This is a genomic window from Streptomyces sp. NBC_00377 (genome assembly GCF_036075115.1).
Lineage (GTDB): Bacteria > Actinomycetota > Actinomycetes > Streptomycetales > Streptomycetaceae > Streptomyces.
Genome location: NZ_CP107958.1, coordinates 7,268,385 through 7,292,786 on the forward strand (window position 1 = coordinate 7,268,385; position 24,402 = coordinate 7,292,786).

The window sequence follows — 24,402 nt, forward strand, 5'->3', positions numbered from 1 at the left end:
ATGATCGAGAGCGCCGAGGAGTTCGTCCGCCTGCGGACGAGCGGCGACAGCGCCGACCTCCGGCGGACCAAGCAGGAGGACGCGCCGCTCGACGTCTGGCTCGACCTCGTGCAGAACCACCCCGACATGCGCTTCTGGGTGACGTTCAACCGGCATGTCCCGCCGGAGGTGTTGCGCCTGCTGGTGCGTGACGACGACTGGCGGGTCAGGGCGAACATCGCCAGCCGCAAGGGGGTGCCGCAGGACGTCCTGGACGCGCTGTCCCGTGACGACCACGACGCCGTCGTCTCGTCGACGGCGTCGAACCCTGGGACTCCGACGGACGCGCTCACGCGACTCTCCCGGCACTCCTGGGAGGACGTGCGGGAGAGGGCGCTCGAGCAGCTGGAGGAGCGGCGGAAGAAATAGCCTGTGACAAAGGCCCCGGCGTTGCCGGGGCCTTTGTCGTTCCGTCTGTCCCTACAGGTGCTTCTTCAACTCCCGTCGCGCCAGCGACCGCTGGTGCACCTCGTCCGGCCCGTCGGCGATCATCAGCGTGCGCGCTCCGGCGTACAGCTCCGCCAGCGGGAAGTCCTGGCTGACGCCACCCGCGCCGTGCAGCTGGATCGCGCGGTCGAGGATGTCGACCACCGCGCGGGGCGTCGCGATCTTGATGGCCTGGATCTCCGTGTGGGCGCCCCGGTTGCCGACGGTGTCCATCATCCAGGCGGTCTTCAGCACCAGCAGCCGCAGCTGCTCGACCGTCACGCGCGCGTCCGCGATCCAGTTGTGGACCACGCCCTGCTGCGCCAGCGCCTTGCCGAAGGCGTCACGGGAGACGGCCCTGCGGCACATCAGATCGATCGCCCGCTCCGCCATCCCGATCAGCCGCATGCAGTGGTGGATACGGCCGGGGCCGAGCCGGGCCTGGGCGATGGCGAAGCCGCCGCCCTCCTCGCCGATCAGGTTCGTCACCGGCACCCGCGCCCCGTCGAAGACCACCTCGGCGTGACCGCCGTGGGAGTGGTCCTCGTAGCCGAAGACCTTCATGGCCCGCCTGACCGTGACACCCGGTGTGTCGCGCGGGACGAGCACCATGGACTGCTGACGGCGCGGGTCGGCGCCGTCCGGGTCCGTCTTGCCCATCACGATGAAGATCTTGCAGTCCGGGTTCATCGCCCCGGAGATGTACCACTTGCGGCCGGTGACGACGTAGTCGTCCGTGCCGTCGGAGGCCCGCTCGATGAGCGTGGTGATGTTGGTGGCGTCGGAGGAGGCCACCTCCGGCTCGGTCATCGCGAACGCCGAGCGGATCTCGCCCGCCAGCAGCGGCTCCAGCCACTGCTTCTTCTGCCGCTCGTCGCCGAACTGGGCGAGCACCTCCATGTTCCCGGTGTCCGGGGCGGCGCAGTTCAGAGCCGTCGGCGCCAGCTGCGGGGAGCGGCCGGTGATCTCGGCCAGCGGCGCGTACTGGAGGTTCGTGAGGCCGGCGCCGTGCTCGGCGTCGGGAAGGAACAGGTTCCACAGGCCCTGCCTGCGCGCCTCCGCCTTCAGCTCCTCGACCACGGCCGGGGTGTCCCACGGCGAGGCGAGCAGCGCGCGCTGCTCCTCGGCGACGGCCTCGGCCGGGTAGACGTACTCGTCCATGAAGGCGAGCAGCCTGGCGCGGAGCTCCTCGGTGCGTGCGTCGAACGCGAAGTCCATGCCGGTCAGCCTTCCTGGAGAGTGGTCAGTCCGTGCTCGATGAAGACGGGGACGAGCTCCCCGATACGGTCGAAGCCGCGCCCGACCGTCTGGCCCAGCGTGTACCGGTAGTGGATGCCCTCCAGGATCACGGCGAGCTTGAACCAGGCGAACGCCGTGTACCAGGAGACCGCCGAGACATCACGTCCGGAGCGGGCCGCGTACCGCTCGATCAGCTCGGCGGGCGACGGGTGACCGGGGGCCGAGGCCGTCGTGGAGATGGGCGAGTTCGGCAGTCGCAGCGGCACGCTGTACATCACCAGCAGGCCCAGGTCGGTCAGCGGGTCGCCGAGCGTCGACATCTCCCAGTCGAGGATCGCCAGGATCGAGTCGTCCGCGCCGATCAGGACGTTGTCGAGCCGGTAGTCGCCGTGCACCACCGCGGGCGCGGGAGAGTGCGGCAGCCCGCGGCCGAGCGACGCGTGCAGTTCGTCGATCCCGGCCAGCTCCCGGCTGCGGGAGGCGTCCAGCTGCTTCCCCCAGCGCCGCAGCTGCCGGTCCAGGAAGCCCTCGGGCCGGCCGAAGTCGGCGAGGCCCACCTCGGCGGGGTCCACCGCGTGCAGCTCCACCAGCGTGTCCGCCAGTGACAGCACCGCGTCCCGGGTGCGCTGCTCGCCGAGGGGGGCGAGCTCGTCGGCGGTGCGGTAGGGCGTGCCCTCGACGAACTCCATGACGTAGAAGGGCGCCCCGGGCGCGGCCCCGTTCTCGGGGTCCTCGCACAGCAGCACCGGGCGCGGCACCGGCACGCTCGTCGGGTACAGGGCGCTGATCACCCGGTGCTCGCGCCGCATGTCGTGCGCGGTGGCCAGGACGTGGCCGAGCGGAGGCCGCCGCACGACCCACTTGGTCGCGCCGTCGGAGACCGCGTAGGTGAGGTTCGACCGTCCGCCCTCGATCAGCCGGCCGGTGAGGGGGCCGCCGACCAGACCGGGCCGCTCGCGCTCCAGCAGGGCGCGCAGCCGGTCGAGGTCGAGTCCGGGCGGGTGGTCGGGGCTCATGCGTCGCTCCTGTGGACGGGACGGTGAATCAGCACATGCACCATGATGCCGACCGGTCGGTATGCCGTCCAGTGGTCGCGCCCAACGTGATCGGGGCCACGATAGGACGACGATAGGGGCGACGGCTCCCCGGGCAGAACCCGGCACGCCCTCCCGAGGCCTTTCCCGCCACCGAGGCCGCGTGGTTGCGCACCGCCACGCTCCGGTGGCTCACGCCGACCAGCTGTCGCCCTCCGGACAGTCGCCTTCCGTCGCCTTCCGGACCGTCACCGGTCGTCCGCCGCACGCCGGTGGCCGCCTGCGGGGCGGCTCGGGCCTCCGCGGAACCCGCGGGTCCGGTCGTTCCGCTTGCGTGGCGTTGCCGTACCCCGGAGGGTCGGACCATGAAGGCCATCAGCTACTCCCGCTACGGCGGCCCCGAGACGCTCGTGTACGGGGACGTCCGCGAGCCCAAGATCGGCCCCGACTCGGTGCTGGTGAAGGTACGGGCGGCGGCTGTGAACCCCGTCGACTGGAAGGCCCGCGAGGGCTACCTGGATCCGATCCTCGACGCCGTCTTCCCCGTGATTCCCGGCTGGGACGTGTCCGGGGTCGTCGTCCAGCTCGGGGTGTCCGTCGCGGAGTACGCGGTCGGCGACGAGGTCATCGGCTACGTCCGCGAGGACTTCCTCTCCCGCGGCACGTTCGCCGAGTACGTCGGCGCCCCGTTGCGCACCCTCGCCCGCAAGCCGCGCAACCTCACCTGGGAGGAGGCCGCGGGCCTTCCGCTGACCGGCCTCACCGCCTACCAGGTGCTGACCAAGGTCCTCCAGGTGAAGCGGGGCGAGACCGTGCTGGTGCACGCGGCCGCGGGCGGGGTCGGCTCCATCGCCGTACAGCTCGCCCGCCATCTCGGCGCACGGGTGATCGGCACGGCCAGTGAGGGCAACCACGACTTCGTGCGCTCGTTGGGCGGTGAGCCGGTGAGCTATGGCGAGGGGCTGTACGAACGGGTGCGCGGGCTTGCCCCCGAGGGGGTGGACGCGGCCTTCGACACGGTCGGCGGCGACACCCTGAAGGTCTCCGCCAACCTGCTGACCCCGGAGGGCCGTCTGGTGTCGATCGCCGACGGGGACGTCGTCGGGTACGGCGGCCGGTACTACTGGGTCCGGCCCGACGCCGACGACCTCACCCGTCTGTCGGAACTCGCCGAACAGGGCGTGGTGTCCGTGCACGTCTCCGAGACCTTCCCGCTGGAACGCGCGGCGGACGCCTACCGGCTGAACGAGCAGGGCAGTACCCGGGGCAAGATCGTGGTGACGGTGGACTGGACGGACGAGACCGCGGAGACCGGGGAGACCCGGGAGACCGGGGATACCGGGGAGAGAGACGAGCCGTGAAGCGGGGAACCCGGACAGGGCTCTGAGCCGGGCGGGCGACGTGGGCCAGGCGGTCGAGGGCGTATGAGGGACGGCCCGGCCGAGGGCGGGGGAGACCGTGGACCAGGTCCCGGCCCCGGGCGGGAACCCGAGGGGGAAGTGCAGCCCCGGACGAGGTGCTAGACCACCACCAGCGTCGCGGCGCACACCGCTGTCGCCACCGTGCACAGGACCGCCGCGGTGGCGTGCCTCGGCGCGAGGGCAGCCGGGCTCGCCGTGCCGGACAGAACGTGGATCCGGCGGTGGGCCAGCAGCAGGAAGGCCAGCCACAGGCCGCAGCACACGGCACCGGCGACCATCCCCGACGCCGACACCCCGCCGTGCAGCGCCGCCTTCACGCCCAGTACGGCGGCCACCGTGCTCGCCAGCGTCGTACGCCGCCAGGCGAGCCGGGTCCGTTCGGGCTGGAGACCGGGGTCGCGGTCGGGCCCCGTACCGCGGTCGCCCGTCGGCCGCATCCCCTCGCTCATCCCTCCCACCCCACCAGCACGACGACGACCATCGCCACGGCCACCACCGCGACCAGCACCCCCAGCAGCGCCGGAAAACGGGAGGCCGGCAGGTCCTCGCCGCGGCGCATGGCCCGCTCGCAGCGGATCCAGTGATTGACCGCGCGCAAGGAGCACAGCACGCCCGCCGCCAGCAGGGCGAGCGCCAGCCCGACCCGCCAGCCCCAGCGCAGGTCCGGCAGGAACTGGTCCACCGCGAAACCGCCGCCGATCAGCGCGAGCGCGGTGCGCAGCCAGGCCAGGAACGTCCGCTCGTTCGCCAGCGAGAACCGGTAGTCGGGCGTGCGGCCCTCCTCCCTGACCTGCTCGGGAGCGAACCACAACCGGACGTTCTGCACGAACTCCATCACCTGGAGGACCCTACCCGCAGCCCGCCGACGCCCCGGATCCCGATGCGGCCCGGACCCCGGGGCGGGGGCGATCGCCGATCCCGGCACCGCCGGGGCTCCCTCACCCGCGCCCCCCGCCCCTTCAGCCTCCCGCCCGGTACTCCCTGAGCCGCTCGTACGCCGCCAGCCCGTCCGGTACCCACTCCCACTCGGACAGCCGCCGTTCGACCTCCTCCTCGGGGAGGAAGCCGTGCCAGGCGACCTCCTCCACCTGCGGGTCCACCGGCAGGTCGCAGCGGACCTCGTAGACGGCCGACCACCAGCTCCCGTCGGCGCCGGCGTCGTAGAGGAACTTGAAGAGGAACTCGGGGCGGGGCAGGCCGCTCACGCCCAGCTCCTCCTCGGCCTCCCGCAGAGCTGCGTCGTCGTAGGTCTCTCCCGCGCCGACCACACCGCCGACGAACATGTCGTACAGCGACGGGAACACCAGCTTGGTGGGGGTCCGGCGGTGGACGAAGATCCTGCCCCTCGCGTCCCTGGCCCGGACGAAGACGCAGCGGTGGCGCAGTCCCTCCGCGTACGCCCGGCCCCGGGGGGACTGCCCGACGACCACGTCGTTCTCGTCCACGATGTCGAGGATCTCGTCAGCAGCGCTCATGCGCCCATCCAAGCAGCCCGCCGACGGCGTCGACGGCGTACCGCCGCCGCCTCGCTACTGGGGCAGGAGGTCCGGGACCTGTTCCCGCGGCGCCGTGCCCCGCGGCATCGCCGGGTGCAGCCCGAGGAGCACGATGCCCGCGACGATCGCTGCCAGCCCCGCCGCCTCCAGGGCCAGCGCGCCGGTGTCGGTGCGCAGCCGGTCGCCGAGGAAGCCGACCCCGCAGATGATCCCCGCGAGGGGCTGCGCCGCCGTCAGCGCGGGCAGCGACATGCGCAGCGGCGCCGTCTCGAACGCGCTCTGGACCAGCACGAGGCCGGTGACGCCGAGGGCGAGCACCGCGTACGGCTGCCAGCCGGTCAGCAGTTCGCCCAGGCCGCCCGACCCGAAACGCTGCCCGCTGACCCTGGTCAGCGCGTCCTGGACGCCGTACAGCAGACCGGCAGCGAGGGACAGCAGCACCGGGCCGGAGCTCAGCCGGGAGCGTTTGGCGTACGTGGTGAGCAGCAGGGCCAGGCCCACCATCACGCCGATGATCAGCCAGTGCCGCAGCGGATCCGAGACCGCGCTGCCGCCGTGCGGCTCGCCCGCCACGATGAAGGTGGTCACCCCGCCCGCGAGCAGCGCCAGGCCCGCCCAGCCCTGACGGCCGAGCGACTGCTTCGTCTGATGGCGGGACAGTGCGAGGGCGAAGAGCAGATTGGTCGCGAGCAGCGGCTCCACCAGGGAGATCTCGCCCTGGCCGAGTGCGACCGCGCCCAGCGCCATGCCGACCACCATGAGGCCGATGCCGCCCAGCCAGCGCGGCACCTTCATGAGGTCGAGCAGCAGGCGGGGGGAGAGGAAGTCGCCCAGCGGTGCCTTCTGAGCCGCGTTCTGCTGGAGCACGAACCCGAAGCCGAGGCAGCAGGCGGCACTCACGGCGAGAACCAGAACCAGAACCGACACGCTGCCTACCTCGATCATCCGGTCGGGCCACGGACGGGGTGCGTAGTGGCCGACTGTAGCGTCCCGGCGGCCTCCGTGCCGCCGGGAGTGCCCGAACCGTTCGTTCCGGGGCCCGCCCCGGAACGCTGCTTTCCGGGAGTACCCCGCAACCGGGCGGGTGACTCGGCCGCGGGCACCCGCGGAGAGGCCGGGGATGCGGGGCGACCTACCGCCATGGTGTGGCCTGCGGCCGAGCCGCGCCATGGCGTACGCCACACCGCAGGCGGCCGGGACCCCCGTCGCAGCGGTCCCACCAGGGCCGGCCGGACACCGGATTCCCCGAGCCCGCACCGGGTCCCGTGCGGGTCCGGCACAGGAGTCCCGTGCGGGTCCGGCACCGGTTCCTCGTGCGGGCCCGGCACCGGGTCGTGCGGGTCCGGCATCGGACTCCCACCTGGGCCTGGCACCCGATTCCTGAGCGGATACGGACCGGAGTCCGGTGCCGGCCCGGGACCAGACTCCGGAGCTGATACCGAGCGGATACGGACCGGATGGCGATGTCGGCCCGGCACCGGACGCCCGTGCGGTTCCGGCACCGGTTCCTCGTGCGGGCCCGGCACCGGGTCGTGCGGGTCCGGCACCGGGTACCCGGGCCGCGCGGTGCTCGCCGCCTCGCGTCCCGCCCGGCCCCGGCGGTGAGCGCCGGCGAGGGGCGGCTCCGCCGATCGACCGGTCGCAGGCCATGAGAGCGCGGTAAGAAGTGGTTACCGAAATCTGACGGCCGCCCGGGATCCCTGGCCCCGGCGGGCCCCCGAGTGCTCGAATGGGAAGGTGAACCCCGAACCACCCGAGGCGCCCGAGCCGTCCGAACCGCCCGAGCCGCGCGACGCCCGACCGGCGGCGCCGCCCGGGCAGTCCCGGCCGTCCGAACCGGTCGTGGAGCCCGCGGAGCGTGGCACACCCGTCGGCCGGCGGGTCTTCCTCGGCACACTCGCCCTCGGCGCACTGGGGGTCGTCGCAGCGCCCCCGCTCCAGCGCGGCATGGAGGCGTTCCTCGGCAGCGCCGCCGACAAGGACCCCACCGGCCTCACCGGACTGCTCCCCAACGGCGGCGGCTTCCGCTACTACTCGGTGACGTCCTCGGTCCCGCACAGGAACGCCACGAACTACCGCCTCACCGTGGACGGTCTCGTCGACCGCCCCGCCACCTACACGCTGGCCGACCTCAGGGCCATGCCCCAGACCCGGGTGGTCAAGGACGTCCAGTGCGTCACCGGCTGGCGGGTGCCGGGCACGCCCTTCGAAGGCGTCCGGCTGTCCGCCCTGCTCGACGCGGCCGGAGTGCGCGGCGAAGCCGGCGCGATCCGCTTCACCTGCTTCGACGGCGCCTACACCGAGAGCCTCACCCTCGCCCAGGCCCGCCGGGCCGACGTCCTGGTCGCTTTGCGCATGCAGGACAAGGACCTCGGCCACGACCACGGCGGCCCCGTCCGTCTCTATGTGGCGCCCATGTACTTCTACAAGTCCGCCAAGTGGCTCTCCGGCATCACCGTCACCAAGAAGGTGCGGCCCGGCTACTGGGAGGACCGTGGCTACGACGTCGACGCCTGGGTCGGCCGCTCGAACGGACGGGACGATGAGCCTACGAGCTGAGGCGCCGCCGGCGACCACCGAGATCCCCCGCTTCACCCGCGCCGAACGGTGGGTGCACCGCACCACGGCCCTCCTGATGGGCGTGTGCGTGCTGACGGCGGCCTTCCTCTACATCCCCGAGTTCGCCCAGCTCGTGGGCCGCCGCGAACTGGTGGTCCGGGTCCACGAATGGGCCGGGCTGGCCCTTCCCGCGCCGGTTCTGGCGGGCCTCGCCTCCCGCGCGTTCCGCGCCGACCTCAGGCACCTCAACCGCTTCGGCCCGCACGACCGCCGCTGGCTGGGTGCCGCCCTGCGCCGGGACAAGCGCCGGGAGTCGCGTCCGGCGGCCAAGTTCAACGCCGGACAGAAGATCTACGCGGCCTGGATCGCGGGGGCGACCCTGGTGATGCTCGGCACCGGCCTGCTCATGTGGTTCACCCACCTCACCCCGATCATGTGGCGGACCAGTGCGACCTTCGTCCACGACTGGCTCGCGCTCACGATCGGCGTCGTCCTGGCCGGCCACATCGGCATGGCCCTGGGCGACCCGGAGGCCCGCCGGGGAATGCGCACGGGCTCGGTGAGCCCGGAATGGGCCCGCCGAGAACACCACCTGTGGCGCCCCTAGCCGCCCCCGCCCGATTCCCGCGACCTGGTGGTCCTCGCGGCCGGTGGACGTCGCGGCCCTGGGGGCCGGTGGTCCTCGCGGCCCTGGGGGGGCCGGTGGACGTCGGGGCCTGCGGGCCCGGCGGTCGCGCGGCCCGGCGGTCGCGCGGCCCGGTGGTCCTCGCGGCCCTGGGGCCTGCGGTCCCGCTGCCCGGTGATGCTTGCGGCCTTGCGGCCTTGCGGCCTTGCGGCCTTGCGGCCTTGCGGCCTTGCGGCCTTGCGGCCTTGCGGCCTTGCGGCCTTGCGGCCTTGCGGCCTTGCGGCCTCGCGGCCTTGCGGCCTCGCGGCCTTGCGGCCTCGCGGCCTTGCGGCCTCGCGGCCTTGCGACCTTGCGGCCTCGCGGCCCGTGGTCCGGTGGACCCGCAGCGCGCCGGAGCTCGGGGCGCAGCGGTCCTGTGGCCCGCCGGGGCCCGGCCGGGTGACCTGCGGCCGGCGGCCGCCTCCCTCAGCTCTCGAAGTCCAGCAGTACCTTGCACGAGCGGGCGCGGTCCGCGGCGAGTGCGAACGCCGGCTCCGCGTCCCGTACGGGTACCACCGCGCTGATCAGTGCGTCGAACGCGGGCTCGGCCGCGAGCAGGCGCAGGGCCGCGTCGAACTCCGTGTCGAAGCGGAACGCCCCGCGCAGCTCGATCTCCCGGCTGACCAGCAGGTTCCCGGCGAACGGGCTCGGCCCGGGCGGGAGCATGCCGAGCTGCACGACGACTCCGCCGCGCCGCACCAGCCGTAGGCAGGTGTCGAGCCCGGCGGCCGCCCCGGACGCCTCGACGGCCACGTCCACCTCCGACGGCCACCCGGGATCCGCCGGATCACCGGCCCGTACGGCTGTGTCGGCGCCGACGGTACGCGCGTACCCGAGCGCGGTGGGCAGCAGGTCGGTCACGGTGACCCGCGCCGCGCCGGCCGCCTTCGCCGCCGCGACCACCAGGCAGCCGATGGGACCGGCGCCCGTGACCAGGACATGCCGTCCCGATACCGGGCCCGCCCGTCGCACCGCGTGCAGCGCCACGGCCAACGGCTCGGCGAGCGCGGCCCGCCTCGGTGGGAGCCCGTCCGGGAGCGGTCGTACCTGTTCGGCCGGGACGACGATCGCGGCCGCGAACCCGCCCCGCACATGGGGCGTCCGGGCGGCGCTGCCGAGGTAGCGGGTGTCCCGGCAGATGTTGCGGCGCCCGCCCGCGCACTCGGGGCACACCCCGCACGGGGTGGCGGGGTGCACGGCGACCGCGGTGCCGGCGGGAGGACCGGCGGGGGAGGGGGAGCCGTACGCGACGACCGTCCCCACCACCTCGTGCCCCAGCACCATGGGTTCCTTCAGCCGGAAGTCACCCACCCCGCCGTGCCGCCAGTAGTGCAGATCGGAGCCGCAGACCCCGCCGTAGCGGACGGCGACGAGCACCTCGCCCGGCCCCGGCGCAGGAGCCGCCAGCTCCTCGACGCGCAGGTCGTCCCGACCGTGGATCACACAAGCGAGCATCCGTCGTCACGCCCTTTCGGAAGACACTGGTCACGTCACAAGGCATCGGTCACCGCGCACTGCTCACCGCGCACGGGTCACAGCACGCTGGTCATGCCGCCGTCGACGTACAGCACCTGCCCGCCGACGAAGTCCGCCGCGGGCGAGGCCAGGAACAGCAGCCCGCCCACGAGGTCCTCGGTGCGGCCCCACCGTCCCGCCGGGGTGCGGCGCCGCACCCAGGCGCTGAACTCCTCGTCCTCCACGAGGGGTCGGGTCAGTTCGGTCTCGATGTAGCCGGGGCCGAGGCCGTTGACCTGGACGCCGTGCGGTCCCCAGTCCGCGCACATGCCCTTCGTGAGCATCTTCAGCGCGCCCTTGGTGGCCGCGTAAGGAGCGATGCCCGGGCGGGCCACCTCGCTCTGGAGGGAGCAGATGTTGATGATCTTTCCGTGGCCGCGTTCCGTCATCCGACGGGCGGCCTCCCGGCCGACGAGGAACGCGCTGGTGAGGTTGGTGTCCAGCAGCCGGTGCCAGTCGGAGTCGGCGAACTCCAGGAGCGGGGCGCGCAGTTGCATTCCCGCGTTGTTGACCAGGATGTCGAGCGGTCCGGCCCGGTCCTCGACCTCCGCGATCCCGGCGGCCACCGAGGCGCCGTCGGTGACGTCGAACGCGCTGGTGTGAACCTCGCCGGGCAGCTCGGCGGCCGCCCGCGCGAGGCGGCCGGCGTCCCGTCCGTTGAGGACCACCGTGCAGCCGGCCTCCGCGAGGCCCCGGGCCAGGGCGAGACCGATGCCCCGGCTGGAGCCGGTGACCAGGGCGGTCCGGCCGCTGATGTCGAACAGGGGATGACTCATTCCCGTATTCCTCTCTCCTCCTTCTCCTTCTTCTCCCCGTGACCTAGAGGATCAGTGAGAGGAGCAGGACCAGCCCGCCGGCGACCACGGAGATGATGGTCTCCATGACCGACCAGGTCTTGATGTTCTGGCCGACGGTGAGCCCGAAGTACTCCTTCACCAGCCAGAACCCCGCGTCGTTGACATGGCTGAAGAACAGCGAGCCGGCGCCGATGGCCAGGACCAGCAGGGCCGTGTGCGTCGTCGACATGTCGGCCGCGAGCGGCGCGACCAGACCGGCCGCCGAGATCGTCGCCACGGTCGCCGAGCCGGTTGCCAGCCGGATGACCACGGCGATCAGCCAGGCCAGCAGCAGCGCCGGGATCGACCAGTCCTTGGAGATGTCGAGGACCATCCGGCCCACACCGCAGTCGATCAGCGTCTGCTTGAACCCGCCGCCCGCGCCGACGATCAGCAGGATGCCCGCGATGGGCGCGAGGCCCTTCTCGACCAGCCCCGATACCCGGTCCTTGGCGAACCCGGCGGGCCTCAGCAGGGTGAAGATGCCGACGAGCACGGCGGTGAGCAGGGCGATCAGCGGAGATCCGACGACGTCGAAGACGCGCTGCACGGTCTGCTCGGGGTCGTCCACCACGATGTCGACCAGTGCCTTGGACAGCATGAGCACGACGGGCAGCAGGATGGTGGCGAGGGTGGCGACGAACCCGGGCCGCCGGTCCAGGTCCTCGGAGGCCCGCTGGGGGATCATGCGGTCGGGGGCGGGGACGTCGACCCAGCGGGCGGCGACCCGCGAGAACAGCGGACCCGCGACGACGACCGTCGGAACGGCGACGAGCACTCCGAGCGCCAGGGTGACGCCCAGGTTGGCGCCGACCGCGTCGATCGCGACGAGCGGGCCGGGGTGCGGCGGGACGAGGCCGTGCATCACCGAAAGTCCGGCCAGCGCCGGGATGCCGATCCGCATGAGCGAGTAGTTCCCGCGCTTGGCGACCATCAGCACGACCGGGATCAGCAGCACCACGCCGACCTCGAAGAACAGCGGCAGGCCGATGACGGAGGCGATCAGCACCATCGCCCACGGCATGGAACGGCCGCCCGCCCTGGCGAGGATCGTGTCCACGATCTGGTCGGCGCCGCCGGAGTCCGCGAGCATCTTGCCGAGGATCGCGCCCAGCGCGATCAGCACGCCCACCCCGGCCACCGTGGCGCCCAGCCCGGTGGTGAACGAGGCGATGGCCTTGTCGAGCGGCGCCCCGGCGAACGCGCCGAGCGCGAGCGAGCCGATGGTCAGCGCCAGGAACGCGTGGAGCTTGAACTGGGTGATGAGCAGGACGATCACGGCTATGCCCGCCAGAACGGCGATGCCCAGCTGTGCGTGGCCGGCCGAGGTGATCGGCTCGACGGTGTCCGCTGCCAGCATCTCGACACTGAGTCTGGTCACGGGAATCCCTTGCAGGTGTCAGGAACGGGGGAGAGAGGGGAGGGGGTGGTGGAGCCGGATGGACTACCCGGCCGGTGAGGGAAGGGCCTCAAGCGCCGTCACGGCCCGTCCGGTGATGGCCTCCGGGCTGCCGGAGACGTCGACGACGACACCCGCCTCGTCCTGCTGGAGGGGCTGGAGCGTGGCGAACTGGGAGTCGAGCAGCGCGGTCGGCATGAAATGACCCCGCCGGTGCGCCATGCGGTCCTCGATCAGCGCGCGGTCGCCCGCGAGGTGCACGAAGACGACCCCGGTGGCCGTGGCCCGCAGCCGGTCGCGGTACGACCGCTTCAGCGCCGAGCAGCTGACCACCCCGCCGAGGCCGGCCCGCTGGTCCGCCCAGGCGCCGATGGCGTCGAGCCACGGCCACCGGTCGTCGTCCTCGAGCGGCGTGCCGGCCGACATCTTGGCGATGTTGGCCTGCGGGTGGAAGTCGTCGCCCTCGGCGTAGGGAACGCCCAGCCGGGCGGCGAGCAGGGGACCGATGGTGGTCTTGCCCGTGCCGGCGACGCCCATCACCACGACGACGTGGGGGGTACGCATCTCTGCCTCGCTGTCTTCGCGCTGTCTTCTCGACGTCAGGCGTCAACGGACGCCGGACGACACTGAAACCGATTAGGTACGACTAATCAAGAGTGTGTGACAAATAAGTCTGACTTTTTGGCGCGGTGATCTACCCCGTACTCTGTGTGCATGACCACTCCGGGCCGGGGTCTGCACGGCCGAGTCCTCGACACCCTGGGCCCCGCCATCACCGCGGGTGAGTACCCGCCGGGCAGTGTGCTGCGCACCGACGAACTGGCCCAGCGCTTCGACGTCTCCCGGTCGGTGATGCGCGAGGCGGTCCGCGTCCTGGAGTCCATGCACCTGGTCGAGTCCCGCCGCCGGGTGGGCGTGACGGTCCGCCCCAGGTCCGAGTGGAACGTCTACGACCCGCAGGTCATCCGCTGGCGGCTGGCCGGCGCCGACCGCCCGCGCCAACTGCGTTCGCTCACCGTCCTGCGCTCGGCGATCGAGCCGGTCGCGGCGGGCCTGGCGGCGAAACACGCCACGGCGGAGCAGTGCGCCGAGCTCACGGAGTGCGCGCTCGGCATGGTGGCCAACTCACGCGGCCACCGGCTGGAGGGCTACCTCGTCCACGACGTCGCCTTCCACCGGGTGGTCCTCGCCGCCTCGGGCAACGAGATGTTCGCCCGCCTCGGTGACGTCGTCGCCGAGGTGCTGGCGGGCCGCACGCATCACGAGGTCATGTTCGAGGACCCCGATCCGGCCGCCGTCACCCTCCACGTCCAGGTGGCGGAAGCGGTCCGCGAGGGCGACGCGGCGCGCGCGGAACAACTCACGCGGGAGATCACCACAGGCGCCCTCCAGGAGCTGGACATCCTGGCGCCGTAGCGTGCGGTGACCGCCGCACGCCCTACTCGGGGAACTCCCCGTCCACGTACACCCAGGCCCCGGCCACCCGCTCGAACCGGCTGCGTTCGTGCAGCGCGCCGCCCCGGTAGGACGCGCGGAACTCCACACTCCCGGTGGTGTGGAAGGCGGTCCCGTCCGCCGTCCCGAGGATCTCCAGGCCGGTCCACCGCATGCCCGGGTCGAGTACGAGCCGCTCCGGCCGCGTCCGGGGATGCCAGGTCCGCAGCAGATACGGGGCGTCGCCGCGCACGAAGGCGCTGTAGCGCGACCGCATGAGCGCCTCGGCGGTCGGCGCGGTCACGACCCCGGCCTCATCGCCCGCGTGATAGCGCCCGCAGCACCCCTCGTACGGCTCGGGAAGCCCGCACGGACAGCCCACGAAGACACCCTGCCCCGGACGAGCGATACGACGACCCATCCCCCCATTGTGCCCACCCACGAAAACACCCCTCCCACCGAACCACCCGAACGCAGGCCCTCGGGTCCCCGCAAAGGCGCACCCAGCCCTCCGGCCCGCGGATCCCCACGACGCTCCCACCGAACCGCCCGAACGCAGGGCCCCGGGCCCCCGCAAAGGCGCGCGGGGAACGGGGCGCCCAGCCCTCCGGCCCGCGGATCCCCACGACGCTCCCACCGAACCGCCCGAACGCAGGGCCCCGCAGGCCCCGAAGGGGCGCGGGGAACTGCGCGACAAGCCCCCACCGCCCCGAGGGGAACCACCGACCCGCAGGTCGATCACCCTCCCCGCGGAGCACTCCACTCACCCGAGTACACCGGAAGCGGCGGCAGCTCCGTCCCGTACACCCACGCGTCGAACAGCTCGTCCAGCGGTTCCGGCGAGAAGCGCGCCGCATGAGCGGTGAGCGTCGAGGTCGACACCACCCCGCCCCGGTGCAGCTGGAGCCACACGCGCAGCATCCGGAAGAACGCCTCGTCACCCAGCGCGCAGCGCAACGCGTGCACGGTGAGCCCACCACGCCCGTAGAGCCGGTCGTCGAACATCGACCTACGGCCGGGGTCGGCGAGGCACAGATCCTGCGGCAGCGAGGACAACGCCCGGTGCGCCGCGGCCGCGAGCTGCTGCGCGCTGCGCCCGCCCGACCGCTCCGACCACAGCCACTCCGCGTACTTCGCGAACCCCTCGTTCAGCCAGATGTGCCGCCAGTCGGCGATGGACACGCTGTTGCCGAACCACTGGTGCGCCAGCTCGTGCGCCACCAGCCGCTCCGAACCCCGGGCGCCGTCCAGGTGGTTGGCGCCGAACAGCGACAACCCCTGGGCCTCGACGGGGACATCGAGCTCCTCCTCCGTCACCACGACCGCGTACTCGTCGAACGGGTAGGGCCCGAAAAGCTGCTGGAACAGGTGCATCATCCCGGGCTGGCGGGCGAAGTCCCGCGAGAACTCCGACAGCAGCTCGGCCGGGAGGTGCCCGTGCTGGGGGACGCCTCCGAGTCCCGGGTCGCCCAGCAGGACGGTCTGGTACTTCCCGATCGCCAGACCGACCAGATAGCTCGACGTCGGCGCCGACTGCTCGTACACCCACGTCGTCGTCGAGGCCTTCGTGGTCCGCGTCAGCAGCCGGCCCCCCGCCACCACCGAGTACGCCGACGGCGTCGTGACCGATATCAGGTACGACGCCTTGTCCGCGGGCCGGTCGTTGCACGGGTACCAGGAGGGCGCCCCGACGGGCTGGCTGGCCACCAGCGCCCCGTCGTCCAGTTCCTCCCAGCCGAGCCCGCCCCACGGGCTGTTCACCGGCTTGGGATTGCCCGACCACTGCACCTCGACGGTGAAGGCGGCCCCGGCGCGCAGCGGCTTCGCGGGCCGGATCCGCAGCCGGCCGCCACGGTGGGTGTAGTGCGTCGGCCTGCCGTCCACCCGGACCCGGCCGATCTTGAAGTCGGCCAGGTTCAACTGGAACTCGGGCAGCGCCGAACGTCCCGCGATGGCGTTGATCCGCGCCGCGCCCGAGAGCCGGTTCGGACCGGGCCGGTAGTCCAGCGTGAGTTCGTAACGGTGCACCCGGTAGCGGGAATCACCGTTGGCCGGGAAATACGGGTCCGGCCCGACCGACTGCTGAACTGCCACTTCCCCGTCCGCTCCCTGACCTGTGCTCGAACCGCCCGCCGCCGGTGCGCCGCTCCCCACCGACTCCGGGTAGCCCCTTCTCAGGGACGCCATGCCTCGATCGGGTTGCCGAGCCAGCGGGTGTCGTCGGGGACGGACTCCGCGGCCATGACGAGCGACGCGGGACCCAGGGTCGTACGGGCCCCGATCGTGCTGCCGGGCAGCACGATCCCGCCAGGGCCCAGCGTGGCACCCTCACGGAGGACCACAGTATCCGTCCGCAAGATCCGGTCGTGGAAGAGGTGAGTTTGCAGGACGCAGCCGCGGTTGACCGTCGCCCCGTCCCCGAGCGTCACGAGGTCCGACTCGGGCAGCCAGTAGCTCTCCACCCACGCGCCCCTGCCGATGTGGGCGCCGAGGCCGCGCAGCCACGCCGTCATCACCGGCGTGCCCGGCACCGCGCCCGCCAGCCACGGCACGGCCACCACCTCCACGAAGGTGTCCGCCAGCTCGTTGCGCCACACGAAGCCGCTCCACAGCGGATGCTCGCCGCTGCGGTGGCGCCCGACGAGGAGCCACTTGGCGACGATCGACACCAGGGCCGCCGCGGCTCCCGCCCCCAGCAGCACGAGCCCGCAGAGCAGTGGCGCCCAGACGCCGAGCGCGCACAGCGCCGCCACCGTCAGCACGGCCAGCCCCGCCGAGCAGAAAACCGGCACGATCCGGCACAGTTCCACCAGGGCGCGCGCCCACAGCAGCCGCGCGGGAGGCTCGTACGTCCGGCTCTGGTCACCGCCGGTCGTGTTCCGCGGCAACTTCACCGGCGGCAGCCCCAGGTACGAGCTGCCCTTCTTCGCCTTCTTCGGCGTCGCCGACAGCACTCCCACCAGGCCGCCGTCCGGCACGCTCCGGCCCGGCGCGGTCATCCCCGAGTTGCCGAGGAACGCCCGCCGCCCGATCTCCGCGCGCCCGATCCGCATCCAGCCGCCGCCGAGCTCGTACGGCGCGGTCAGCGTGTCGTCGGCGAGGAAGGCGCCCTCGCCGACGGTCGTCAGGCTCGGCAGGGCGAGGACGGTCGACACCTCGGCGCCCTTGCCGATCCGCATCCCGAGCAGCCGCAGCCACACCGGCGTGACCAGCCCCGCGTACAGCGGGAAGAGGGTTTCACGCGAGTGGTCCATGAGCTGGGTGACGGTCCAGGCCTGCCAGCCGATCCTGCTGTGCGTGGGATGCGTCCCCTCGCGCAGACCGAGACTCAGCAGCCGCACGGCGACCAGCAGCAGCACGGCGTACGCCAGACCGAAGGCGAGCGTGGCCGGGACCAGGGCGAGCGCGGCGCCCCGCAGGGCCGTATTGAGCCCGGCGTCAGGGCTCACGAAGCGGCTCGCCACCAGCAGGGCGGCCCCCGCCGCCAGCACCGGCAGCGAGGTCAGCGCGAGACCGGACAGGCCGTACGCCACGCGCCAGCCCGTGCCCCGCGCCGGCCGCTCCTTGGGCCAGTTGCGTTTGGCCTTGCCGAGCTTGACCGCGGGCGCGCCCGCCCACCGCTGACCGGTGGGGATCTGACCGGTGACGGCGGAGCCCGGCGCCACCTCGGCGCGCTTGCCGACCCGGGCGCCGGGGAAGAGCATGCTGCGCGTGCCGACGACGGCGTTCGCGCCCACCTTGATCTGCCCGATCTCCAGCCGGTCGCCGTCCAGCCACCAGCCGGACAGGTCCACCTCGGACTCCACCGCCGCGCCCCGGCCCAGCTTCAGCATGCCGGTCACCGGCGGGAGCGAGTGCAGGTCCACGTCCGGGCCGACCTTGGCGCCGAGGGCCCGCGCGTAACGCTCCAGCCAGGCCCCGGTCAGGGAGGTCGCCCCGCTGAACTCGGCCAGCCGCTCCGCCGTCCACAGCCGCAGGTGGACGCCGCCGCCGCGCGGGTGCCGCCCCGGCTGCACACCGCGCAGCAGCAGCCGCGCCCCGCCCGCGGCGATCGCGAGCCGTCCGGGCGGGCTGAACAGCAGGAGGGCGGCGGACCCGACCAGCCACCACGGGCCGGTGGGAAGCCAGGTGTAGGTGGGCAGCAGGTTGCCGGCGGCGGTCAGCGGCACCGTCCAGCGCAGCCCCAGCAGCGTGAACAGCGGAAGGAGCAGCAGCAGCTGGACGACCCCGGCGCGCGCGGGCACCGGGGCGACGACGCGGGCCGCCCCGTCGTCCTGCGCGGACCGCTCCATGTGCCGGGCCAGCTTGCGCAGGGTGGGCTGCTGGTAGATGTCGAGGACGGCCGCGCTGGGGTAGCGGGTGCGCAGCCGGGTGGTCAGCTGGGCGGCGGCGAGGCTGCTGCCGCCGATCGCGAAGAAGTCGTCACGGGCGCTGGAGACGGGGATGCCGAGGACCTCCGCCCACTGCTCGGCCAGCCATGCCTCGGTGCCGTAGAGCTGCTCGGCAGGGCCGCCCGTCTCCAGGCCCTCCAGGGGCCACGGCAGGGCGTTGCGGTCGACCTTGCCCGAGGTCCGGGTGGGCAGGTCGGCCACCGGCGCGAGCAGCGGCACCAGGGCGGCGGGCAGCTCGGCGCGCAGCCGCCGAACGGCCGCCGCCTGGTCCCAGCCGTCCTGCGTCACGACGTAACCGACCAGGAGCTGGTTGCCGCTGCGGGCGGCCCGCACGGCGGCGGCGGCCCCGGCTACCCCGGGCAGCGCCTGGAGGGCCGCGTCCACCTCGCCCAGCTCGATCCGCCGTCCGCCGAGCTTGATCTGCTCGTCGGCCCGGCCGAGGAAGACGAGCCCTTCGGCGTCGGCGCGCACGAGGTCACCACTGCGGTACGCCCGCTCCCAGCCCAGCGACTCGAGCGGCGCGTACTTCTCCGCGTCCTTCTCGGCGTCGAGATAACGGGCGAGCCCGACCCCGCCGATGACCAGTTGTCCGCTGCCGCCCAGCGGCACGGGCTCGCCGGCCTCGTCCACGACGGCCAGTTCCCAGCCCCTGAGCGGCAGTCCGATCCGGATCGGCTCCTCGCCGGACATCAGCGAGGCACAGGCGACGACGGTGGCCTCGGTCGGCCCGTAGGTGTTCCAGACCTCCCGCCCCTCCGTCACCAGCCGCTGCACCAGCTCGGGCGGACATGCCTCACCGCCGAAGATCAGCAGCCGTACGTCGTTGAGGGTCTCGGGCTCCCACAGCGCGGCCAGCGTCGGCACCGTGGAGACGACCGTGATCTCCTGCTCCACCAGCCAGGGTCCGAGGTCGGCGCCGCTGCGGACCTGCGAGCGGGGCACCGGCACGAGACAGGCCCCGTACCGCCAGGCCAGCCACATCTCCTCGCAGGAGGCGTCGAAGGCCACGGAGAGCCCGGCCATGACCCGGTCGCCCGGCCCGATCGGCTCCTCGGTGAGGAACAGGGCCGCCTCGGCGTCCACGAAGGCGGCGGCGCTGCGGTGACTGACGGCGACGCCCTTGGGCTTCCCCGTGGAGCCGGAGGTGAAGATGATCCAGGCGTCGTGTTCGGTGCCGGGGCGGGCGGCGGCGGCCTCGGACGCGCCGTGGACGGTGATCTCGTGGCCGGCGCCGACGACGGCCCGTACGTCCGCCTCCCCGAAGACCAGCTCGGCCCGCTCGTCCGGGTCCTCGGCGTCCACCGGGACATAGGCGGCGCCGGCGGCGAGGACGGCCAGGACCGCCACGTAGAGGTCGTTGGTGCCGGACGGGACGCGCACGCCCACCCGGTCGCCGAGGCCGACCCCGGCGCCGGCGAGCCGGCGCCTGAGGTTCTCCACCTCGACGGCGAGAGCGCGGTAGGTGAGGGGGGTGCTGCCGTCGTCCAGGGCGAGCTCGTCCGGGAACGACCGCACGGACGCGTCGAAGACGTCGACAAGGGTGCGCGGAGAGGCGGCGGGACCGCCGGAGAAGCGTGCGGTGTTGCCGAGTTGTGCGTGGATCTCTTCGTCGAGCAGGCCGAGAGCACTGCTCTCGTGTATGGCTGCCATCGGTCCTCGCGTCTCGAGCCCGGAAGCCCCGGGGCGCCGGCGGGCCCGCAGGTCTGCCTGGGGTTGTCCGGTCCAGCTCCGTAACAAGCCGGAAATTTTAGTACGAAGCTAGGCTCGCCCGCCTGCGTCGGCCACTCGGGGAGGCCGTCCGGGGTCGACAGGAAGATCATTGGCCATGCCCTGACCTGCGGGTCTCCGGGACGGCGAGATTTGCCCCACATCGGCGCGAAGGGCGCGTAGAGGGCGGCGCGGGCGGGCCGGCGGGAGCGGGAACGGTGACCGCGGTCGACTCCGTCCTCGAAGGGCTCGCGCGCCGGGTGCCCGCCGCGCCCCGGAGTCCCCGGCGTGGCTCGCGGCTCCGGCAGTCGTATGGTTTGGGGTGATTTATGGTGACTCAAGCAGTATGCCCCTACCGGAGGTGCAATGATGCGCGCCGCGGCAGCGACCGTCTCCCTGGCTGTCGGCGTGGCGCTCATCGTCGCGACATCGGCCTGTGACCAAGGCGGGTCGCGGTCGTCGAACCCTTCCTACGGCGACTGCCCGGTCTCGGGACACCACGGGGAGTTCCACCTGTCACCCGAGACGGCGGGTGCCCTCACGGTCAAGACGACCCTGCCCGCGCCCGGCTGGTGGAACGGCGACACACCGGACTCCGTCAAGAGCGGATACGAGTACTGCATGGCCGCCAACATCGCCTACCGCTCCGGACTCGACCGGGTGAAAGTGGAGAACGCCCCCTTCCCCGACGTCGTGTCCGGCCGGACCGACGACTTCGACCTGGCTCTGGCGCAGATCACGATCACTCCGCAGCGGAGCAAGGTCGCCGCGTTCTCCCCGCCCTACCTCTCCTCGACCCTGGGAGTGCTGATCAGGGACGGTGAGAAGATCGACGAGGGCAATCTCCGTGACGTCCGCATCGGAGTGGCCGAGGGCACCACGGGCGAGGAGTTCGTCAAGAACCGCCTCAAGCCGACCGAGCCCGTCACCGCCTTTCCCAACGACCCTGAGATGGTCGAGGCGCTGGAGGCGGGACGGATCGACGCGGTCGTCCACGACACGACGATCCTGCTGGCGTACCCCCAGAAGCGGGCGGGCAGGGTGCGCCTCGTGGGCCAGTACAGGACCGACCAGGGTTACGGCGCCCTGTATCCGAAGGGGTCACCCGACAAGGACGAGCTGGACCGCATCATCAGGCAGCTGATCGACGACGGGACGCTCACCAAACTGTCGGCCGTCTATCTCGGGGCCGCCTTCGGCCAGGACCCGGCCAAGATCCCGTACTTCAAGGTCACCGACGGCTCCTGAACGCTCCGGGCCCGCGCACCCCCGGGGCGGGGGACGGTCCGGATTCCGTGCGGCCTCACAGGTCCGCCGTCAGCGGACCGCTCACGTCCCCGGCGGCTCCGGCGTCGAGCGCCTGTTCAGCCCAGATGATCTTGCCTCGGTCGGTGTACCGGGTCCCCCAGCGGCGGGACATCTGCGCGACGAGGAACAGACCACGGCCCCCCTCGTCGGTCAAGGTCGCGCGGCGCAGGTGCGGGGAGGTGCTGGTGCCGTCGCCGACCTCGCAGATCAGGCTGTCGCGGTCGCGCAGCAGCCGCAGACGGATGGGGCCCCTCCCGTACCGGACGGCGTTCGTCACCAGTTCGCTGACGATCAGCTCGGTCGTGAAAGCGGTCTCGCCCAGGCCCCAGGATTCCAGCTTGCGGGTGGCCTCGGCGCGCACCCGGGGGACGGCCGCGGGGTCGTCGGGCACCTCCCACTCCTCGACCTGCGCCGGGTCCAGCAGCCGGGTGCGGGCGACGAGCAGGGCGACATCGTCGATCGACCTGGTGCGCAGCATCGCGTCGAACACCGCCCGGCAGGTCTCGTCCGGGGTGGCGCCGTCCGTAGCGGCGAGCGCCTCCCTCAGCATGCCGAGCCCGACGTCGATGTCACGGTCGCGGGCCTCGACCAGGCCGTCGGTGTAGAGGACCAGCCGGCTGTCGGCGGCCAGCCGGAGTTCGGCCGTCTCGACGGGCAGACCCCCTCCCACCCCGAGCGGCGGGGCAACGGGGACGTCGGGGAAGGTCACGGAGCCGTCGGGCGAGACCAGCGCCGGACCGGGATGACCGGCCCGGGCGAGAACACACCACCCCGAGACCGGATCGTAGACCGCGTACAGGCAGGTGGCACCGGTGACGGCCTCGGTGTTCCCCTCGGCTGCCGCGTCCTGGTCGATCCGGGTGATCAGCTCGTCCAGATGCATCAGAAGTTCGTCCGGAGGCAGGTCCAGGGCGGCGAAGTTGTGCACCGCGGTCCTCAGACGGCCCATCGTCGCGGCGGCGTGCAGACCGTGTCCGACGACGTCGCCGACGACCAGGGCCACCCGGGCCCCCGGCAGCGGGATGACGTCGTACCAGTCGCCGCCCACCCCCGCCTGGGCGGGCAGGTACCGGTGCCCCACCTCCAGGGCGGACAGCTCGGGGAGCGCCCCGGGCAGCAGGCTGCGCTGGAGGGTGACGGCCGTGGTGTGCTCGCGGGTGTAGCGGCGCGCGTTGTCGATGCACACGGCCGCCCGGGCGGCGAGTTCCTCGGCGGGGGACAGGTCGTCCGGCTCGAAGGGGTCCTGCTCCGCACGCCAGAACGCCACGACCCCCAGCAGTTGGCCTCGGGCCCGGAGCGGCGCCGAGATCATGGAGTGGACCCCGTATTCGATGACCTTCCGGGCCCGCTCGGGGTTCTGGGCCCGCCAGCCGTCGGCCGTCGCGAGGTGCGTCACCAGGACCGGCCGGCCGGTGGTCATCCCGAGGGCCACGGGGTTGTCGGGCGCGTAGCGCATACGCGTCCCGACGGGGTAGAGGGGCACGTCGTCCCGGATTCCCGCGGCTGCGACGCGGCGCATGTCCCCGCTCGCCCCCGTCGGCTCACCACCGCGCAGCACGGGCTCCACCAGCTCGATCGTGGCGAAGTCGGCGAAACGCGGCACCGCCACCTCGGTCAGCTCCTCGGCGGTGCGCTTCATGTCGAGGGTGGTGCCGATCCGTGTGCTGGCCTCGTAGAGCAGTTGCAGGCGGCCGCCCGCCACGTCCGCCCGGCCCGCGAGGGCGCGCAGCTCCGTGGTGTCCCGCAGGGTGGCCACGCTGCCTCCCTTGGGGCCCACCGGCCGCACGTTGACCGCGAGCAGGATGTCCCCGGCCAGGAAGACCTCGTCCGTGGCGGCCCGGCCTGATCCCAGCAGTCCGGCAAGGGCCGGGCTCAGCCCGAGTTCGGTGACCGGTCTGCCCTCGGCCTCAGGCGGCAGCGCGAGCAGCCGGCGCGCCTCGTCGTTGACCAGCAACAGCCTTCCGTCACCGGCCAGAATGATCACGCCTTCGCGGACCGCGTGCAGCACCGCGTCGTGGTGCTCGTACATGCGGGTCATCTCCACCGGCCCCAGACCCCGGGTCTGGCGCCGCAAACGCCCGCTGACCAGTGCCGACCCGCCCGCGGCCAGCAGCAGCGCGACACCGCCGGCGGCGAAGATCACCGGCAGTTGGTTCTGCACCACGCTGGTCACCTTGTCCACCGTGACCCCCACGGTGACGAGGCCGACCGCGGTCCCCTTCTTGTCGAAGACGGCCACCGTCGAGTCGACCGCCTTCCCCAGACTGCTGTCGAACGTGGTCTGGTGGGGCTCTCCCCCGAGCGCCTCGCCGTAGGAGGTGGAGACGTGCTTCCCGATCTGGTCCGGGTCCGGGTGCGTCCACCGGAAACCGTAGGGGCTCAGCGCCACGACGTAGTCGACCCCGGTCTTCTTGCGCACCGCCTCGGCGGCCGGCTGGAGGGCCGCCGTCGGGTCGTCGCTCTGCATCGCCTGCGCGGTGCCCGGGGCGTTCGCGAACGACTCGGCCGCCACCAGCGACCGGTCGCCGGCCTCCTGGATCGCGCGGTTGCGGTCCTGGATCACGAGCACCACGACGGCCGTGGCGATGAGCAGCAGGACGACCACCAGTTGCAGCAGGAAGACCTGACCGGCGACGCTGCGCGGCTTCAGCGACGACAGCAGACGCCGGCCGCCCGAATGGTGACCTGCCTCCGGGTCGGCTTCCGGCGGTCCGGTCTTCGACAGCGTGCGGTCGTCCCGTCGGCTCGCCGGGGCGAATCGCCCGAGTTTGCCCATTTCCTCAGTATCGGTGACGGGCCCGGCGGGCGCGGCTCAGGACGGGCCCGCGCCGGGATCCACCGGAACCCCGGCCGTGTCGAGGCCCTGGGTGACCCGGAGGTCCCAGGAACAACGAAAACCGGCCGAGTCATATGACTCGGCCGGTTTTCGTGAAC

Annotated in this window: 20 protein-coding genes; 6 read left to right on the forward strand and 14 right to left on the reverse strand. The window is 72.8% G+C overall.

What is annotated here, in order from left to right; genetic code table 11:
• Positions 1-408, forward strand: a complete 408-nt coding sequence (locus OHS71_RS32285; RefSeq protein ID WP_328482850.1) for a hypothetical protein — start codon at positions 1-3, stop codon at positions 406-408.
• A 51-nt stretch (positions 409-459) separates the two neighbouring features.
• On the opposite strand, the gene OHS71_RS32290 is transcribed toward OHS71_RS32285, so the two are convergent.
• Both OHS71_RS32290 and OHS71_RS32295 read right to left on the reverse strand, forming a co-directional pair.
• Entirely contained in the window at positions 460-1,683 is a 1,224-nt protein-coding gene (locus tag OHS71_RS32290; RefSeq protein ID WP_328482851.1) for an acyl-CoA dehydrogenase family protein, read from the reverse strand.
• 5 nt (positions 1,684-1,688) lie between these two features.
• Positions 1,689-2,720, reverse strand: coding sequence for a phosphotransferase family protein (locus OHS71_RS32295; protein ID WP_328482852.1), 1,032 nt, complete (start codon positions 2,718-2,720; stop codon positions 1,689-1,691).
• Positions 2,721-3,103: 383 nt separating this feature from the next.
• Between OHS71_RS32295 and OHS71_RS32300 the strand changes: the two genes are divergently transcribed.
• The gene (locus OHS71_RS32300; protein ID WP_328482853.1) at positions 3,104-4,099 is read left to right on the forward strand and encodes an NADP-dependent oxidoreductase; all 996 of its coding nucleotides are present in this window, start codon (positions 3,104-3,106) and stop codon (positions 4,097-4,099) included.
• 158 nt (positions 4,100-4,257) lie between these two features.
• On the opposite strand, the gene OHS71_RS32305 is transcribed toward OHS71_RS32300, so the two are convergent.
• The 4 genes from OHS71_RS32305 to OHS71_RS32320 form a co-directional block, all read right to left on the reverse strand.
• Positions 4,258-4,608 (reverse strand): DUF202 domain-containing protein, encoded by a 351-nt coding sequence (locus tag OHS71_RS32305; RefSeq protein ID WP_328482854.1) that lies wholly within the window; start codon positions 4,606-4,608, stop codon positions 4,258-4,260.
• Positions 4,605-4,997, reverse strand: a complete 393-nt coding sequence (locus OHS71_RS32310; protein ID WP_328482855.1) for a YidH family protein — start codon at positions 4,995-4,997, stop codon at positions 4,605-4,607. The genes OHS71_RS32305 and OHS71_RS32310 overlap by 4 nt, the downstream gene beginning before the upstream one ends.
• Positions 4,998-5,118: 121 nt before the next feature.
• Positions 5,119-5,634 carry an NUDIX hydrolase gene (locus OHS71_RS32315; protein ID WP_328482856.1) on the reverse strand — a complete coding sequence of 172 codons (516 nt, stop codon included), beginning with the start codon at positions 5,632-5,634 and terminating at the stop codon, positions 5,119-5,121.
• Between the two features lie 54 nt (positions 5,635-5,688).
• Complete coding sequence (locus OHS71_RS32320; protein ID WP_328482857.1) at positions 5,689-6,582, reverse strand: DMT family transporter; 894 nt, start codon at positions 6,580-6,582, stop codon at positions 5,689-5,691.
• 810 nt (positions 6,583-7,392) lie between these two features.
• Between OHS71_RS32320 and OHS71_RS32325 the strand changes: the two genes are divergently transcribed.
• Positions 7,393-8,214, forward strand: a complete 822-nt coding sequence (locus tag OHS71_RS32325) for a molybdopterin-dependent oxidoreductase (protein WP_328482858.1) — start codon at positions 7,393-7,395, stop codon at positions 8,212-8,214.
• A complete protein-coding gene (locus OHS71_RS32330) occupies positions 8,198-8,821 on the forward strand; it encodes a cytochrome b/b6 domain-containing protein (RefSeq protein ID WP_328482859.1) in 624 nt (207 codons plus the stop codon). Before OHS71_RS32325 ends, OHS71_RS32330 begins: the two co-directional genes overlap by 17 nt.
• Positions 8,822-9,304: 483 nt before the next feature.
• Here OHS71_RS32330 and OHS71_RS32335 read toward each other — a convergent pair whose 3' ends face one another.
• From OHS71_RS32335 to OHS71_RS32350, 4 genes are all read right to left on the reverse strand, one after another.
• Entirely contained in the window at positions 9,305-10,333 is a 1,029-nt protein-coding gene (locus OHS71_RS32335; protein WP_328482860.1) for an L-idonate 5-dehydrogenase, read from the reverse strand.
• Between the two features lie 77 nt (positions 10,334-10,410).
• Entirely contained in the window at positions 10,411-11,169 is a 759-nt protein-coding gene (locus tag OHS71_RS32340; RefSeq protein WP_328482861.1) for an SDR family oxidoreductase, read from the reverse strand.
• A gap of 43 nt (positions 11,170-11,212) precedes the next feature.
• Positions 11,213-12,610 carry a GntP family permease gene (locus OHS71_RS32345; RefSeq protein ID WP_328482862.1) on the reverse strand — a complete coding sequence of 466 codons (1,398 nt, stop codon included), beginning with the start codon at positions 12,608-12,610 and terminating at the stop codon, positions 11,213-11,215.
• A gap of 63 nt (positions 12,611-12,673) precedes the next feature.
• Positions 12,674-13,192 carry a gluconokinase gene (locus OHS71_RS32350; protein WP_328482863.1) on the reverse strand — a complete coding sequence of 173 codons (519 nt, stop codon included), beginning with the start codon at positions 13,190-13,192 and terminating at the stop codon, positions 12,674-12,676.
• A gap of 150 nt (positions 13,193-13,342) precedes the next feature.
• Between OHS71_RS32350 and OHS71_RS32355 the strand changes: the two genes are divergently transcribed.
• Positions 13,343-14,044 (forward strand): FadR/GntR family transcriptional regulator, encoded by a 702-nt coding sequence (locus OHS71_RS32355; protein WP_328482864.1) that lies wholly within the window; start codon positions 13,343-13,345, stop codon positions 14,042-14,044.
• 22 nt (positions 14,045-14,066) lie between these two features.
• On the opposite strand, the gene OHS71_RS32360 is transcribed toward OHS71_RS32355, so the two are convergent.
• The 3 genes from OHS71_RS32360 to OHS71_RS32370 all read right to left on the reverse strand — a co-directional run bounded on the left by OHS71_RS32360 (position 14,067) and on the right by OHS71_RS32370 (position 20,103).
• Positions 14,067-14,483 carry a YchJ family protein gene (locus tag OHS71_RS32360; RefSeq protein ID WP_328482865.1) on the reverse strand — a complete coding sequence of 139 codons (417 nt, stop codon included), beginning with the start codon at positions 14,481-14,483 and terminating at the stop codon, positions 14,067-14,069.
• Between the two features lie 317 nt (positions 14,484-14,800).
• Entirely contained in the window at positions 14,801-16,156 is a 1,356-nt protein-coding gene (locus OHS71_RS32365) for a M1 family metallopeptidase (RefSeq protein ID WP_328482866.1), read from the reverse strand.
• A gap of 80 nt (positions 16,157-16,236) precedes the next feature.
• Complete coding sequence (locus OHS71_RS32370) at positions 16,237-20,103, reverse strand: Pls/PosA family non-ribosomal peptide synthetase (protein WP_328482867.1); 3,867 nt, start codon at positions 20,101-20,103, stop codon at positions 16,237-16,239.
• A 423-nt stretch (positions 20,104-20,526) separates the two neighbouring features.
• Between OHS71_RS32370 and OHS71_RS32375 the strand changes: the two genes are divergently transcribed.
• Complete coding sequence (locus tag OHS71_RS32375) at positions 20,527-21,408, forward strand: ABC transporter substrate-binding protein (RefSeq protein ID WP_328482868.1); 882 nt, start codon at positions 20,527-20,529, stop codon at positions 21,406-21,408.
• A 55-nt stretch (positions 21,409-21,463) separates the two neighbouring features.
• Here OHS71_RS32375 and OHS71_RS32380 read toward each other — a convergent pair whose 3' ends face one another.
• Positions 21,464-24,244, reverse strand: coding sequence for a SpoIIE family protein phosphatase (locus OHS71_RS32380; protein WP_328482869.1), 2,781 nt, complete (start codon positions 24,242-24,244; stop codon positions 21,464-21,466).
• Positions 24,245-24,402: the final 158 nt, after the last annotated feature.

What these genes read in the sequence shown, in the direction of transcription:
- OHS71_RS32350 (WP_328482863.1), bottom strand. Translation starts at nt 13,192, where the DNA reads ATGCGTACCCCCCACGTCGTCGTGGTGATGGGCGTCGCCGGCACGGGC.
- OHS71_RS32340 (WP_328482861.1), bottom strand. Translation starts at nt 11,169, where the DNA reads ATGAGTCATCCCCTGTTCGACATCAGCGGCCGGACCGCCCTGGTCACC.
- OHS71_RS32360 (WP_328482865.1), bottom strand. Translation starts at nt 14,483, where the DNA reads ATGGGTCGTCGTATCGCTCGTCCGGGGCAGGGTGTCTTCGTGGGCTGT.
- OHS71_RS32305 (WP_328482854.1), bottom strand. Translation starts at nt 4,608, where the DNA reads ATGAGCGAGGGGATGCGGCCGACGGGCGACCGCGGTACGGGGCCCGAC.
- OHS71_RS32315 (WP_328482856.1), bottom strand. Translation starts at nt 5,634, where the DNA reads ATGAGCGCTGCTGACGAGATCCTCGACATCGTGGACGAGAACGACGTG.
- OHS71_RS32375 (WP_328482868.1), top strand. Translation starts at nt 20,527, where the DNA reads ATGATGCGCGCCGCGGCAGCGACCGTCTCCCTGGCTGTCGGCGTGGCG.
- OHS71_RS32295 (WP_328482852.1), bottom strand. Translation starts at nt 2,720, where the DNA reads ATGAGCCCCGACCACCCGCCCGGACTCGACCTCGACCGGCTGCGCGCC.
- OHS71_RS32380 (WP_328482869.1), bottom strand. Translation starts at nt 24,244, where the DNA reads ATGGGCAAACTCGGGCGATTCGCCCCGGCGAGCCGACGGGACGACCGC.
- OHS71_RS32355 (WP_328482864.1), top strand. Translation starts at nt 13,343, where the DNA reads ATGACCACTCCGGGCCGGGGTCTGCACGGCCGAGTCCTCGACACCCTG.
- OHS71_RS32290 (WP_328482851.1), bottom strand. Translation starts at nt 1,683, where the DNA reads ATGGACTTCGCGTTCGACGCACGCACCGAGGAGCTCCGCGCCAGGCTG.
- OHS71_RS32335 (WP_328482860.1), bottom strand. Translation starts at nt 10,333, where the DNA reads ATGCTCGCTTGTGTGATCCACGGTCGGGACGACCTGCGCGTCGAGGAG.
- OHS71_RS32370 (WP_328482867.1), bottom strand. Translation starts at nt 20,103, where the DNA reads ATGGCAGCCATACACGAGAGCAGTGCTCTCGGCCTGCTCGACGAAGAG.
- OHS71_RS32300 (WP_328482853.1), top strand. Translation starts at nt 3,104, where the DNA reads ATGAAGGCCATCAGCTACTCCCGCTACGGCGGCCCCGAGACGCTCGTG.
- OHS71_RS32285 (WP_328482850.1), top strand. Translation starts at nt 1, where the DNA reads ATGATCGAGAGCGCCGAGGAGTTCGTCCGCCTGCGGACGAGCGGCGAC.
- OHS71_RS32330 (WP_328482859.1), top strand. Translation starts at nt 8,198, where the DNA reads ATGAGCCTACGAGCTGAGGCGCCGCCGGCGACCACCGAGATCCCCCGC.